This window comes from Desulfarculaceae bacterium (assembly GCA_020444545.1).
In the GTDB taxonomy this organism is placed as follows: Bacteria; Desulfobacterota; Desulfarculia; order Desulfarculales; family Desulfarculaceae; genus Desulfoferula.
Map to the genome: position 1 here is coordinate 471,467 of JAHLKT010000004.1, position 13,707 is coordinate 485,173.

12 protein-coding genes are annotated in these 13,707 nt (G+C 64.4%); all 12 read right to left on the reverse strand.

Features of this window, described 5'->3' with window-relative positions; all coding sequences use genetic code 11:
* Window positions 1–3: 3 nt before the first annotated feature.
* Window positions 4–1,155, reverse strand: coding sequence for an acyl-CoA dehydrogenase family protein (locus tag KQH53_13965; protein ID MCB2227781.1), 1,152 nt, complete (start codon window positions 1,153–1,155; stop codon window positions 4–6).
* A 65-nt stretch (window positions 1,156–1,220) separates the two neighbouring features.
* Window positions 1,221–2,720, reverse strand: coding sequence for a long-chain fatty acid--CoA ligase (locus tag KQH53_13970; protein MCB2227782.1), 1,500 nt, complete (start codon window positions 2,718–2,720; stop codon window positions 1,221–1,223).
* A gap of 25 nt (window positions 2,721–2,745) precedes the next feature.
* A complete protein-coding gene (locus KQH53_13975; protein ID MCB2227783.1) occupies window positions 2,746–3,534 on the reverse strand; it encodes a glucose 1-dehydrogenase in 789 nt (262 codons plus the stop codon).
* A 19-nt stretch (window positions 3,535–3,553) separates the two neighbouring features.
* Window positions 3,554–5,428: a TRAP transporter fused permease subunit gene (locus KQH53_13980; GenBank protein MCB2227784.1), complete on the reverse strand. Its 1,875-nt coding sequence runs from the start codon at window positions 5,426–5,428 to the stop codon at window positions 3,554–3,556.
* A 127-nt stretch (window positions 5,429–5,555) separates the two neighbouring features.
* Window positions 5,556–6,542: a TAXI family TRAP transporter solute-binding subunit gene (locus KQH53_13985; GenBank protein ID MCB2227785.1), complete on the reverse strand. Its 987-nt coding sequence runs from the start codon at window positions 6,540–6,542 to the stop codon at window positions 5,556–5,558.
* Window positions 6,543–6,776: 234 nt separating this feature from the next.
* Window positions 6,777–7,430: a GntR family transcriptional regulator gene (locus KQH53_13990; protein ID MCB2227786.1), complete on the reverse strand. Its 654-nt coding sequence runs from the start codon at window positions 7,428–7,430 to the stop codon at window positions 6,777–6,779.
* A 566-nt stretch (window positions 7,431–7,996) separates the two neighbouring features.
* Window positions 7,997–8,713, reverse strand: coding sequence for an ABC transporter ATP-binding protein (locus KQH53_13995; protein ID MCB2227787.1), 717 nt, complete (start codon window positions 8,711–8,713; stop codon window positions 7,997–7,999).
* Entirely contained in the window at window positions 8,703–9,461 is a 759-nt protein-coding gene (locus KQH53_14000) for an ABC transporter ATP-binding protein (protein MCB2227788.1), read from the reverse strand. Before KQH53_14000 ends, KQH53_13995 begins: the two co-directional genes overlap by 11 nt.
* A complete protein-coding gene (locus tag KQH53_14005; protein MCB2227789.1) occupies window positions 9,458–10,447 on the reverse strand; it encodes a branched-chain amino acid ABC transporter permease in 990 nt (329 codons plus the stop codon). Before KQH53_14005 ends, KQH53_14000 begins: the two co-directional genes overlap by 4 nt.
* Entirely contained in the window at window positions 10,444–11,322 is an 879-nt protein-coding gene (locus KQH53_14010; GenBank protein ID MCB2227790.1) for a branched-chain amino acid ABC transporter permease, read from the reverse strand. The genes KQH53_14005 and KQH53_14010 overlap by 4 nt, the downstream gene beginning before the upstream one ends.
* A gap of 108 nt (window positions 11,323–11,430) precedes the next feature.
* On the reverse strand, window positions 11,431–12,759 hold the full coding sequence (locus KQH53_14015) for an ABC transporter substrate-binding protein (GenBank protein MCB2227791.1): 1,329 nt from the start codon (window positions 12,757–12,759) through the stop codon (window positions 11,431–11,433).
* A gap of 104 nt (window positions 12,760–12,863) precedes the next feature.
* Window positions 12,864–13,478 (reverse strand): TetR/AcrR family transcriptional regulator, encoded by a 615-nt coding sequence (locus KQH53_14020; protein ID MCB2227792.1) that lies wholly within the window; start codon window positions 13,476–13,478, stop codon window positions 12,864–12,866.
* Window positions 13,479–13,707 lie beyond the last annotated feature (229 nt).

Below are 13,707 nucleotides of genomic sequence, written 5' to 3' on the forward strand. Positions count from 1 at the left end.
TGCTTAGTTGGCCCGCTCGGCCTCGGCCAGCAGATGGTGGGCGATGACCAGCTTTTGCACTTCCGTGGTTCCCTCGTAAATGCGCAGGGCCCTTATCTCGCGGTATAGCCGCTCGGGGATGGAGCCCCGGCTCACCCCCACCCCGCCGTGCAGCTGCACCGCCTGGTCCACCACCCGAAAGGCGGCCTCGGTGGCATAGAGCTTGGCCATGGAGGATTTCTTGGCCGCTCCGGGCAGGCCCCGGTCCTTGGAAATGGCCGCCCGGTAGACCAGGCCCCGGGCCGCGTCGAGCTCGGTGGCCATCTCGGCCAGCTTGAAGCGGCTGCCCTGGAAGTCCGACAGGGCCGAGCCGAACTGGCGGCGCTTGCGGGTGTAGGCCAGGGTGGCGTCCAAGGCCGCCTGGCCGATGCCCAGCGCGGCCGCGCCCACCGTGACCCGCAGCAGCTCCAGAGTCTGCATGGCGATCTTGAAGCCGCCGCCCACCTCGCCCAGCAGGTTCTCCGAAGGCACGAAGACGTTCTCGTAACGCAAGCGGGCCAGGTCGTGGGGGGCGATCACCTGCAAGCGTTCGGCCACGCTCAGGCCATCCATGCCCTTGTCCAGGATAAAGGCCGACAGGGCGCGCGGATTTTCCGGCTGGGGGGTGCGCACGAAGGTCACCAGAAAGTCGGCCGCGTAGCCATTGGAGATAAAGACCTTCTGGCCGTTGAGCCGCCAGCCGCCCTCCACTGGCTCGGCCAGGGATTCGATGCCGTTGACGTCGCTGCCCGCGCCCGGCTCGGTCAGGGCGAAGGTGGCCAGCTTCTCGCCCCGGGCCACGGCGGGCAGATAGCGTTCCCGCTGGGCCGGGGAGCCAGCCAGGGTGATGGGAAAGGAGCCCAGGCCCTGCATGGCCAGTGTAACGTCGGCCGGGCACCACACCCCGGCAAAGGCCTCCCGGGCCAGGCTCAGCGGCAGGGCCTTGACACCCGGCCCGCCCAGGTCCGCGGGCAGGAGCAACTCGAAGAGCCCCGCCTTGGCCATGGCCTCCACCATCTCGCGGGGCACCTCGTCGGTCTCGCCGTATTTTTGGGCCAGGGGGAGCAGCTTTTCGCGGGCGAATTCGCGGCAAGACGCGGCGAAATCTTTTTCCTGGCTGGAAAGCATCAGGTCCATGGGAAACTCCTGTTCGCCGCCGCCGGGCAGCCGAACGGCCCGAAGGGCGGCGGGGATATGGCTGGTCAGCTGATGGGCAGATCCTTTTTCATGATCTTGCCGGTCGGGTTCTTGGGCAACTCATCCATGAAACAGATCACCGGTATCTTGTAGGAAGCCAAGGACCGGCGGCAGTGGGCCAGGATGGCCTCCTCGTCCGGGGACGCGCCCTCCTTGAGAGCCAGGAAGGCCTTGGGCACCTCGCCTTTGCTGGGATGGGGCGCGCCGATCACCGCCGCTTCGTTGACCAGAGGGCAGGCGTAGAGCACCTCCTCGATCTCCCGGGGGTACACGTTGTAACCACCGGTAATGATCAGTTCGGCCTCGCGTCCCACCAGGAAGTAATAGCCATCCTCGTCGCGAAAGGCGTGATCCCCGGTGTAGACCCAGCCGTCCTTGATGCGCTCGGCGGTGACCTCGGGCAGGTTGTGATAGCCCTTGGTGGCGTTGGGCCCCCGGAAGACGAGGTGCCCCACCTGCCCCACCGGCACCTCGGCCCCCTGCTCGTCCACCAGGCGGGCGTCCACCCCGGATACGTTGATGCCGATGGAGCCGGGCTTGCGCCTGCCGTAGACAGGGTTGCCGGTGACCAGGCCGGTGGACTCGGTGAGCCCGTAGACCTCGATGATCTCGGCCCCGAAGCGCTGCTCCCATTGCCGGAGCAGCTCCACCGGCAGCGAGGCCCCGCCGGAAAGCCCCATGCGCAGCGAGCTCACATCGTGCTTGCTCTCGTCCAGGGTATTGAGCAGGTAGGTGAACATGGTGGGCACCCCGGGGAACCAGGTGACCCGGTGCTCCGCGATGGCCGCCAACACCTGATCGCTCTTGAAGCCGTCCACCACCACCACACCGCCGCCGGAGCTAAAGGCGCCCATGAAGGGGCTGGCGATGCAGAAGATATGCACCATGGGCAGGGCGGCCAGGGTGACGTCCTCGGCCCGGAGCCCGTAACTCTGGGCCACGTTGGGCCCGCCGAAAGTGAGGTTGCGGTGGGTGAGCACCACTCCTTTGGGCTTGCCGGTGGTGCCGGAGGTGTAAAAGGTCAGGGCGGGCGTGTCCGGGCTCATGGCCGGCGGGGCCCAGTCGGGCAGCGGCTCGGGGCAGGCCCTGGCCAGGGCCTGCTCCAGGCTTTCCCCGATGCGCCGGATTATGATCGTGCGCACCTCGGGCGCCCCGCCCTCCAGCTCGTCCAGGCGGGCGGCCCAGTCCTGATGGGCTAAAACCATGCGGGCTCCCGAGTCTCCCAGGATGTGGGCGATCTCGCGGGCCGTGTACAAGGGGTTCACCGGCACCACCACCCCGCCGGCCTTGATTATGGCGAAGTAGGCCAGCAGGAGCTGGGGGCTGTTGGGGTGCAGGGTGGCCACCCGCTCGCCCGGCTCCAGGCCCAGCCCGGCCAGGCGAACCGCCAGCCGGTCGGTGACCCGGTCGAACTTGGCGTAGGAGATGGGCCCGCCCTCGCCGAGGAGGTAGGTGCGCTGGCCGAACTTGGCGGCCTGGGCTTTCACGAATTCCGGTATCGCCATGATGCTTGCTTTCTCTCCCGCGCCGTTACAAAACCGTCCGGCCGCCATCGAGGCACAAGGTTTGCCCGGTGATGTAGTCCGAGGCCGAGGAGGCCAGGAACACCGCCGCCCCCACTATGTCCGCCGCCTGGCCCACCCGCCCCATGGGGGTGTTGGCCACGATGCGGGCGTGCACCTCCGGGTCGGCCAGGGGCGCGGCGGTCAGGGGGGTGGCGAAGTAACCGGGCGCCAAGGCGTTGACGTTGATGTTCAGCTCGGCCCACTCGGCGGCCAGAGCCTTGGTGAGCATGACTATGGCCGCCTTGCTCATGGCATAGGGGGACATGGCCAGGCCCTTGCGCACCAAAAAGGCGGCGGCCGAGGCCAGGTTGATTATCTTGCCGCCGCCGCGTTCCGCCATCACCTGGGCGGCGGCCTGGCAGCCGAAGTAGGTCCCCCGCTGGTTAACCGCCATCACCGCGTCGAAGTCAGCGGTGTCCAGCTCCAGGGCGGGCTGGCGCACGTTGATGCCGGCATTGTTGACCATGATGTCCAACCCGCCCAGCTCATCCACCGCTTGGCCCACCACAGAGCGGATGGAGGCCACGTCGGTCACGTCCAAACGGGCCAGGCCCACCTTGCGGCCCAGGTCCTGTATTTGGCGGCGGGTATCCTCGCCGTCCTCGCGGGAGCCCCGATAGGTCACCATCACCGCGGCCCCGGCGTGGGCCAAACCCACGGCCATATAGCGCCCCAGGCCGCGGCTGGAGCCGGTGACCAAGGCCACCTTGCCGGAGAGGTCGAAGTTGGCCGGGTTGATCTCCATTTGGTTCATTATGTTTTCCTCTCGGTAGTTAGCTTTCGGCCCCGTTTTGGGCGACGGCCACGGGCTGCTGCTGACGCCACTCGTTGAACAGCATAACCGCGATGGCGATCACGCCGACCAAGGATAGAAGCAGGCTGGGCCAGAACAATAGAATGGAGGCGGCCACGAAGATGGCCCGCTTGCCCCAACCCAGCCGGTTGAGGAAGAACCCCTGGGCCCCGATGGCCAGGGCGAAAACTCCCACCCCGGCTTGGATGAACACCAGGATGGTCTGGGGAAGGCTCCCGTCGAACAACAGGGCCGGGCTGTACACGAACAAATAGGGAAGCGTGTATAGCACGATGCCGAAGCGCACCGCCTCCAACCCCGTCTTCATGGGGTCGGCCCCGGCGATGGCCGCGGCGGTGAAGGCGGTGGTGCAGATGGGCGGGGTGATCAGCGACAGGGCGCAGAAATAGAAGATGAACAAGTGAGCCGCCATGGGGGCCACCCCCAGGTTCACCAGGGCCGGGGCCTCCAGGGCGGCCAGCACCAGGTAGGAAACCACCGGAGGCAGCCCCATGCCCAGCACGATGGAGATGATCATGATCCAGAACAGGGTCAGGAACAGGCTGCCCTGGGACAGGAAGCTGATCACCTCCGAGAGCTTCATGCCCGCGCCGGTCAGGGTGAGTATGCCCAGGATGATGCCCGCCACCGCGCAGGGCACGGTGATGGGGATCATGCGCACCGCCCCGTCCTTGAGGGCCAGGAACACGCTTTTGAGCGACAGGGTGCGCGAGACGATGGCCACCAGCCACAGGGCCAAAAGGGAGTAGGCGCAGGCGAACATGGCCGAGTACTTTAGCGACATGAGCACGATCAACAGGCCCACCGGCAGCATGAAGGGCGCGCCGGTCTTGAACGCGGGCCAGAAGTGGGGGACTTTCTCTTTGGCCAGGCCGGAGAGCCCCCTCTGTCCGGCGTAGAAGTCCACCATGAGGAACAGTCCAAAGTAGTGAAAAAAGGCCGGCAGGGACGCGGCGATGCACACGTCCACGTAATCCACTCCCAGCATGTTGGCCATGACAAAGGCCACCGCCCCCATGATGGGCGGGGTCTTGTAGCCCCCCGAGGAGGCCACCGCCTCGATGGCCCCGGCCACCACCGGCGACACCCCGGACTTTTTCATCATGGGTATGGTGACCGCGCCCGTGGTGGCGGCGTTGGCCGCCGAGCTGCCCGAGAGCATGCCCATCAGGCCGCTGGCCGCGATGGAGACCTTGGCCGGCCCGCCCCGGTAGCGCCCGGCCACCGAGGTGGCCAGGTTCAATAGCACGTTGGAGGCTCCGGCCCGGTCCAGGAAGGCCCCGAAGATCAGGAACACGATGACGATGGTGGCGCATACCCCGATGGGTATGCCGTAGATGCCCTCGGTGCCCGCGAACACCTGCACCACGATGCGCTCCACCCCATAGCCCCGGTGCCCCAGGAAGCCCGGTATGTAGGCCCCAAAATAGGTGTAGAGCAAAAACAAGATCACGATGACCGCCAGGGACATGCCCACTGCGCGGCGAGTGAGCTCCAGCAGGATGATGATGGCCGCCACGCCCATGAACATGCCGGTGTTGTCCAGGAAGGGCGAGATGTAGAGCTCCTTCCAGTTCAGCAGCAAGTATAGGTTGGCCGCCACGATCAGCGCGGCCAGCGCCGTATTGACCGTCAGGTTGAGCCAGGGCCGCCGGTCCGCCGACTTGAGCTTGTACACGTAGAGAGCGATCACCGCGATGACCGCGAGGTGCATGGTCCTCTGGGTCATGGTCTCGAAGGTCCCGAAAAAAGCGGTGTATAGCGAAACCGCCGACAGGGCCGCCGCCAGAATCATCACGAACCAGTTGATGCCTTTGTTGAGTTTGTCGATCATGACCCGACTATGCCCCTTGTGCATCTAGGGAGGTGTTTGCCCCGCTGGGCCCCGCCGGCCCGGACCGCTGCCCTGGAGGCGGCCGCCCTCCCTCCAGCGGGAAAGGCGGCCCCGCGTTAGGAGCTGTTTAGGGGGTGACGCCCTTTTCCTTGAAGTACTTGGCCGCGCCGGGATGCACGGGGATGGGCATGCCCTTGTAGACATTCGCCAGCTTGGTCTGCTTGAAGTTGGCCGAGGCGCTGGTGATGAAGGGCAAGTTCTCGAACACCGCCTTGGTGGCCTTGTACATGAACTCGTCGCTCAGGAAGGGGCCGCAGGCCAGGGTGTAGGCCATGCCGGCGGCGGCCACGGGGCGGTTCATGCCCTTGTAGGTGCCGGCGGGGATTTCACCGATGAAGTAGGAGGGGTCCTGCTTGAGGATCTTGGCCTGGGCCGCCTGCGGGATGGGCAGGAAGACCACATCGGACGAGTCGGCCAGCTGAACGAAGCCCGGCACGCCGATGCCCATGAAGTAGGAGCAGGCGTCGATGTGGCCGTCGATCATCTTCTGCACCGCGTCCGGGAAGCGGATGTACTCGGGCTTCAGGTCCTTGTCCGCGTCTAGGCCGCAGTTCTTGAAGATGAGCTTAACGTTGTCCATCATGGTCATGGAGCCGGGAGTGCCCAGGGCGACCTTTTTCCCCTTGAGCTGGGAGATGTCGGTGATGCCCAGGCTCTTGCGCACAGCTATGGTGAACAGGCCGGGATAGGCCGCGAACCACCCCAAGACCTTTTGCTTGGCCTTGAAGGGCTCCGCGCCGTTGTAGGCCTTGTAGAGCATGTTGGCCGTGGACCAGCCGAACTCCATTTCCTTACGGTCGATGCGCAGGACGTTCTCCCGCGAGGCCCCCGGAGTGGTCACCCCGGTGACGTTGTATCCGGGCACGTTGTCGTTGATCACCTTGGACATGGCCACGGCCAGGGGATACCAGGACCCCGAGGCGCTGGCCGAGCCAAAGGTGTAGTTCTTGGCCGCCCAGGCCAGACTGGGGATTTGGCCGAGCATCCCCAAAGCGGCGATACCCGCGCCCGCGGTTTTGCAGAATTGCCTACGGGTCAAGTCCTTCTTCGACATGGCATCATCATCCTTTCCGAAACGGTGGTTAAGGCTTCAAGAGACAGGGCGCGTTCCCGGCTCCGGGCCTGCCGCTCCCCGGTTTCCCGCCCCGGCCTTGGCGTACAAGCGAGGCGGACGGGCCAACAGCCAACAGACTTTTAAATGCGACGCATTCAGGATGATGATCAGGGATGTCTGGCGCGCCTGGGATGCAAACGGTCCGGCGCCTCGGGGCACTGGACCGGGATCTCGCTACTCTCCGTTTTCCTCGGGCCCAAAAAAGCGCAGCAGCACCGCTTGGGCCCTCTCCACATGCATTTCCATGACCTCCCCCGCCTTTTGGAACTCCCCCCGGCGCAGATGCTTGATGATCAGGGCATGGTCGGCCACGTAATCGTCAAAGGCCGGCACCATCAGGGAGGTGTAGAGAAAGCGGGTGATGCGGGAGCGAACCTCCTCGGCCAGCCAGTCCATCTTGAGGTTGCCGCAACGCAGCCGGAAAAGATGGTGGAAGTCCCGGTTGTGCCGGACCCAGTCCTCGATGCTGGTCTGGCTGTCCACCTTGATCTCCCGCATGGCCTGGTTGGTCTCCTCCAGGTCGGCCAAGTCCTCTTCGGTCAGGTTGGGGGCGGCCCATTCCACCGCCTTGCGCTCCAGCACCTTGAGTAGGCCGTAATAGTCGAAGACCTCCTGGGGCGAGGTCTTGGTGACCATGACCCCCCGGCGGGGCAGCACCTCCACGAAGCCTTCCTTCTGGAGGCGCAGCAGGGCCTCGCGCACCGGGCTGCGGCTGCAAGAGAACCTCTGGCACAACTGGTTTTCGGTGATTCGCTCGCCGGGCATCAGCTGTCCCAGGATGATTTCCTTGCGCAGGGCTTTGTAGAGACGATCCGGGATGGCTTCCATATCGTGAACACCTAACCGTAAGGGTAAGTAGTTTCAGGTGTATTACCAGATTGTCGACAATCTGGTAGACAAGATACTTGCATACTCATTTTCCCCCTGTCAAGACGGCTTTTGCCGGAACACTGAAAAATGCCGAAAAGCGGCCACGCCCTAGCCGGCCAAACAGGCCCGCGCGGACTCAAACAATAGGCAATTGTGGTTTTTGGGCGGGGAGCCAATGCAGCGGATTGGCATGGAAAGAGGCGAAGTAGTGGCGCGTTGAGACTTACAACTTGGACCTAGTTGTGTGCCAGAAGGCCCACTGGGTTGGTTGCGGGGCGGAAATCAGCTAACAAACCCACGGATAATTTTTGCCGGGAGGAGCAAGGACACGCCTGCCGGCCGGCCACCGTCACTGGGGCGCATTCCCATGCCTTGCGGTTAAGGCAGGCATAGCCATACGTGGCTGCCTGATTTCGCGGGGAAGCGAAGGGGCGCACTCGGGCAATCGCCCCGACCAGGGCGGCTGCCTTCTATTTATCGCGCCTGTCCCTTAGTCCAGGGGTTTGAAGCACTCGCGGGACGGCTCAGGAGACCTCGAGGTACTTGGCCAACATGTCCGGCCGCGCCTCCAGCTCGGCGGTGGTGCCCTCGAACCCGACGAAGCCCTTGCCCAGCAGGTAGCAGCGGTGGGCCAGGGAAAGGGCGACCTTGAGGTTGTGCTCCACCAACAGGATGGACACGCCAGCCTGGTTGATCTGCAACAGTACCTTGCACACCTCGCGCACCAGCTGCGGGGCCAGGCCCTCGCCGGGCTCGTCCACCAGCAGCAGTTGGGGATTGCCCATCAGGGCACGGCCCATGGAGAGCATCTGCTGCTCGCCGCCGGAAAGATGGGCCCCCTTGTTGCCGCTGCGCCGCTCCAGGGATTGGAAGTGCTTGTAGACCCGCTTGAGGTTCCAGGGCTCGCTGCCCGGGGGCGGCGGGCAGCCCGGCTTAACCCCCATCAAGAGGTTCTCCTCCACGGTAAGGGTGGGGAAGATGCGCCGCTCCTGAGGCACCAGGCCGATGCCCGCCCGGGCCACCTTGTGGGGAGGCGCCTTGGCGATGCCCTGGCCCTGGAAGTTAATGGCCCCGGACTGCGGCACCACCAGCCCCATGATGGATTTGAGGATGGTGCTCTTGCCCATGCCGTTGCGCCCCAGCAGGCAGACGATCTCTCCCTGGCCCACGCGCAGCGAGACGTTTTGCAGAGCGTGGATCAGGCCGTAATAAGTGTTGAGTTCGCTCACCTCAAAGAACATGGAAAGACTCCGTGTCGCCCAGATAAGCTTCTTGCACGGTGCGGTTTTCGCGAATCTCCCCGGGAGGGCCGGAGACCAGGATGGAGCCGTGGTAGAGCACGGTGATGCGGTCGGCCAGGGAAAAGACCACGTCCATGTCGTGCTCCACGATCACCATACTCTTGCCCTCGGTCAGCCGCTTGATCAGTTCCACCGTGGTCTGGGTCTCTTCCTTGGACATGCCGGCGGTGGGCTCGTCGAGCATCACCAGATCGGGGTTCATGGACAGGGCCATGGAAAGCTCCAGGGCCCGGTGCTTGCCGTAGGACAGGGTGCCCGCCAGCACGTCCCGGTCCTCCAGAAGCCCGATGCTCTCGAGCACCTCGTCGGTTTCCCGGGCTACCCGGGAAATTCCCCCCACCCTCTGCCAAAAGTCGAACCTGATGCCTAGGCGGGACATCACCCCCATACGAATGTTCTGAAATACGGTTTGTTTTTCAAAGGTGCTGGTGATCTGGAACGAACGCCCCAGCCCCTGGCGGGCCAGTTGATAGGGCGCCAGCCCGGTCACGTCCTGGCCCTTGAAGAAGACCTTGCCGCCGGTGGGGTGGTAGGTGCCGGTGATCACGTTGAACAGGGTGGTCTTGCCTGCCCCGTTGGGCCCGATGATGGCGTGGCGCTCGCCCTGGCGCACCTGCAGCTGCACGTTGGAGAGCACCTGCAGCTCCTTGAAGCTGTGGGACAGGTCCTTGGTTTCCAGGATGTTCATGCTCCGCCACCCATTGCCTTGCGCAGGTAAACCCGCTTGAGCCACCAGGCCCGCAGGCGCGCCCAGGACCAGACCGCGCCGCCGGGGAGGTACATCACCACCAGGATGAAGATGATCCCGCTGATCATGCGGGCCATCTCGGGGTAGGCCTGGGTCACCTGCTCCAGGAGCAGGAGCAGGCCCGAGCCCAGGACCGGGCCGGAGAAGCTGCCGATGCCGCCCACCAGGATGGCCATGAGGGGCTGGAAGGAGACGATCAGGTCCAGCACGCCGCCCACGGAGACCAGGTTATTGAAGATGGCGTAGATGGCCCCGGCCAGGCCGGCGAAAAAGCCGGAGAAGCAGAAGATGACCGCCTTGGTCATCTCCACCCGGTAGCCCAGGTAGTCCACCCGCTTCTGGTTGTCGCGGATGCTGATCATCACGCTGCCCATGGGCGTCTTGGTGAAATACCACATGGCCAGGATGCCCAGCACGGACAGGCCCACCGCGAAGAAGTAGATGCCCATGGGAGTGGTGAGGTCCCAGGTGAACAGCCCCAGCACGTGCATGGGCGGGGTGGCCCAGCCCATGAGGCCGTCCTCGCCGCCGGTCACATCGCGAAACTTGGAGCAGAGCACATACATGAGCTGGCCGAAGGCCAGGGTGAGCATGGCAAAGGCCGTGGCGCGCACCCGGACCAGCAGCGGGCTGAGCACCAGCCCAACCAGGGCGGCGGCCACCCCGCTGAGCAGGGCCGCGGCCAAGACCGGGATGCCTTCCAGGTGGGTGAGCAGCAGCGCGGCGCTGTAGGCGCCCACCCCGAAATAGAGGGCATGGCCAAAGGAAAGGAGCCCGGTGAAGGACAACAGCAGGTTCAGGCTGACCGCAAACAGGGCGTCAATGGCCAGGCGCACCGCCAGGTTGGTGTGCACGGTGTTGGAGACGAAGGGGAAGACCACCAGCACCGCGATGCCGGCCGCCATCCAAAATAGTTTGCGCTTCATTCTCGGTCTCCAAACAGGCCGGTCGGCTTGAAGGCAAGCACCAGAGCCATGAAGGCGAACATCAAGATCGGCGAGAGCTTGGGCAGGAACTGAATCCCAAAGGAGTTGAGCTCCCCGAAGAACAGGGCGGCGACCAGGGCTCCATACAGGCTGCCGAAGCCGCCCACCACCACCACCACGAAGGCCTCCATGCCTATCTGGTCGGCCAGGCCGGGGAAGACGGTGAGGATGGGGGCGGCGGCCACCCCGGCCACCCCGGCCATCCAGGTGCCCAGGCCGAAGACCAGCATGAACACCCTTTCGGTGTTCACCCCCAGGGCGCTGACCATGCCGGGATCGGACACCGCGGCCCGCACGATGGTGCCCAGGCGGGTCTTGAACAGCACCAGGGCCAGCAGCAAGAGCACCGCCAGGGCCAGGCCGATGATGTAGAGGCGGTAGAGCGGGTACTCCAGGCCGTAGATGTTCACCAGCCCGGCCAGGGACGGCGGGGCCATGACCTGCAGGCCCTCGGTGCCCCAGATCAACTTGATGGCCTCGCCGGCGACGATGGCGATGCCCAGGGTCAACAGCAGCTCGGCCACGTGGCCCAGGCCGGACTTCTGCACCCGGCGAAGCATGAAGCGCTCCACCAATATGCCCAGCAAGGCCGTGCCCAGGGGGGCCAGGAGCAGGGAGAGCCAGTAGCTGTGGGTGGCCTGCATCACACTGACGCAGATATAGGCCGAGATCATGAAGAAAGAGGCGTGGGCGATGTTCAATACGCCCATCATGCCGAAGATCAGGGTTAGGCCCGAGGCCACCAGGAACAGGAGCATCCCGTAGGCCAGCCCGTGGATACCCTGGGCCAGATACATTTGCACTTCAGGACTCATAGTGGTTCTCTGAGTTGCGCGAATCCTGTTGATCGGAATCCCCGCCTTCCGCCTCCGGCCCAGCGGCCGGAAGCAGGAAGGCGAGGCGTGGTGAGAGCGCTCAGACGCCTATTTGCAACGGCCCGGGATCTTGGGCGCGGGCAGGGTGACGTACTTGGCGGGGATGGTCTCCACCTTGCCGATGTAGGCGCACTTGTCGTACCAGATGTTGGGCGACACGAACTCGGTGACGTAGGTGTCGCGCACCACGCGGTGGTCGCAGGCCCGCATGGTGAGCTTCTCGCCGAGAAGGCCGGTCCACACGTCGCCCTCCCAGGCCTTGATGACCTTGGGGGCGTCGGTGCTGCCGGCCCGAGCCATCACGTCCAGAAGCCAGTAAAGCGACTCCACGTAGGCCCCGGTGGTGGAGCCCAGCCACTCATAGAGCGGGGTGTTGTAAGGAGCCGGCCAGGTCTTCCAGGAAGCGTGCCACTTGACCTGGAGGGGACCCTGCTTGGCGTCCAGGAACTCGCTGGCGAAGATCAGCCCGGTGGAGCCCTTCACGCCCACCGCCACCAGGGCGTTGACGTCGTCCAGGAAGATGCCGGCGATGGGCAGGTTGACGCCCAGCTGCCGCGACTGCTTGATCAGGTTGGAGGAGTCGGGAATCCAGTCGCCGGTGAAGATCACCTCGGCGCCGGAGGCCTTGACCTTGGTCATGTAGGGGGCGAAGTCCTTGTTGAACAAGGGGTGATAATCCTCGCCCACGATCTTGGCGTCAGGCACGTACTTCTTCAGGCCGGCCTTGAAGGCGTCGGCCAGCTGATGGCCGAAGATGTAGTCCTGATTGAGGATGTAGAACTTGCGCTCCTTGCGGCCCGCGAAGTACTTGCCGAAGGTGTCGCCCACCGAGGTGGTGGTCCAGATGTGCTGGAAGCTGTAGGGCGTGAAGTGCTTGGCGTCCAGCAGGGTGTCGGACAGGGAGCCGGAGTTCAGGTGCAGCTTCTTGTACTTCTTGGCGGCGGCCTGAATGATGGCCGTGAGGTGGCTGCCCGCGGTGCCCCACAGCACGTCCACCTTCTCCTCCAGGCACATCTTGTCGGCCATCTCCTTGGTGGTGGCCGGCTTGCCCATGGTGTCGCCCTTGATCAGGGCGATCTTCATCATCTTGCCGTTGACATTGATGCCGCCGCGGCGGTTGATGTCGGTGGCCACCCAGGTGCCGGTGGCCCAGTATATCTGGCCCACCACGGCGGCGGGGCCGCTGAAGGGCGCCAGCACGCCGATCTTGATCACCGGGCCGGTGGGATTTTCGAACTTGGCCGGATCGAAACCGGCCATATCCGAAACCGCCTTGGCGTCGAAGCCCGCGGCCCGGGCCAGCCCGCCGGCCTGCATGATCACCAATGCCATGGTGATAACCAGGCCCAGGAGCAGATGCCGTTTGATAACTTTCATGATTCCCTCCCCTATTTAGTTATGAGTTCCCCTTATGGTGCAATCCACCAAGCGCCCGCCGGGCTTGTCCTCCCCAGGCCAAACCGGCGGCGCTGACATGCGCTCTATAGCGACTCCATTCCCTTGACGAAAAAGTCCACCGTGGCGTCCAGGACCAGGTCCGGGTCCAACCCCTTGATGGTCCAGCCCTTGAGGGGCAGGAAGCCGAAGAGATAGACCAGCAGGCTGGCGATAACCACCAGGCGCTCCCGGTCGACTTCGTGGTCCAGGGCCTTTTCGATGGTGTCGGCCATGTCCTCAATGAGACGGAGGTCGTTGGACATGACCTCGGATTTGGTTTCGCCGTCCAGGAACCGGGTCTCCTGGTAAGCCAGGGAGATGAGGTCCGGATGGTAGGCCCAGGAATGGAGGAACATCTTGCGGATGTAGGGGCGCATGGCCTCCAGCTCTTTGATCTCTCCATCGGGGGTGAGGGCGGCCCGCGTTTCCGAGTCCTCCCCCATCATCTCCTTGAAGAGCTGGCGCAGGATGTCGTCCTTGCTCTGGACGTAGTCGTAAAGGCTGCCGGGGTTGACCCCCGACTCCTCGCAAAGGTCCTGGACCGTGGTGCCGGTGTAGCCTTTTTTGGTGAAAAGCTTGCGCGCCGCGCTCAGAATCTGGGTCCGGCGCTTCTTGACCAGGTTTTTGTTCTTTATCTGGCGATACCGCAGAATTCCCAAGCCTTCTTCCGACTTGCCGCGGCCCTTGGACGGGGTTTTAGCAGCCAACGGTGTCCCCTCCCCTGACGGCGGGAACGGCCCCAAGCGGGCGATACGCCGGTTCTCCTCCCGCGCCGCGCGGCCCCTGTTGGCCCGCCGCTTCGAGTGGCCGCTTAATCTTTAGTTTTTTCATTTGCTTACCCTTTCCAGCTCCGGCAAGGAAGAGGCGAATGTTAGTAAAATTTGGCAT

Coding starts and splice junctions, on each gene's coding strand:
- KQH53_13980 (MCB2227784.1), bottom strand. CDS start 5,428: ATGATCGACAAACTCAACAAAGGCATCAACTGGTTCGTGATGATTCTG.
- KQH53_13970 (MCB2227782.1), bottom strand. CDS start 2,720: ATGGCGATACCGGAATTCGTGAAAGCCCAGGCCGCCAAGTTCGGCCAG.
- KQH53_13985 (MCB2227785.1), bottom strand. CDS start 6,542: ATGTCGAAGAAGGACTTGACCCGTAGGCAATTCTGCAAAACCGCGGGC.
- KQH53_13975 (MCB2227783.1), bottom strand. CDS start 3,534: ATGAACCAAATGGAGATCAACCCGGCCAACTTCGACCTCTCCGGCAAG.
- KQH53_14015 (MCB2227791.1), bottom strand. CDS start 12,759: ATGAAAGTTATCAAACGGCATCTGCTCCTGGGCCTGGTTATCACCATG.
- KQH53_13965 (MCB2227781.1), bottom strand. CDS start 1,155: ATGGACCTGATGCTTTCCAGCCAGGAAAAAGATTTCGCCGCGTCTTGC.
- KQH53_14000 (MCB2227788.1), bottom strand. CDS start 9,461: ATGAACATCCTGGAAACCAAGGACCTGTCCCACAGCTTCAAGGAGCTG.
- KQH53_14010 (MCB2227790.1), bottom strand. CDS start 11,322: ATGAGTCCTGAAGTGCAAATGTATCTGGCCCAGGGTATCCACGGGCTG.
- KQH53_13995 (MCB2227787.1), bottom strand. CDS start 8,713: ATGTTCTTTGAGGTGAGCGAACTCAACACTTATTACGGCCTGATCCAC.
- KQH53_14005 (MCB2227789.1), bottom strand. CDS start 10,447: ATGAAGCGCAAACTATTTTGGATGGCGGCCGGCATCGCGGTGCTGGTG.
- KQH53_13990 (MCB2227786.1), bottom strand. CDS start 7,430: ATGGAAGCCATCCCGGATCGTCTCTACAAAGCCCTGCGCAAGGAAATC.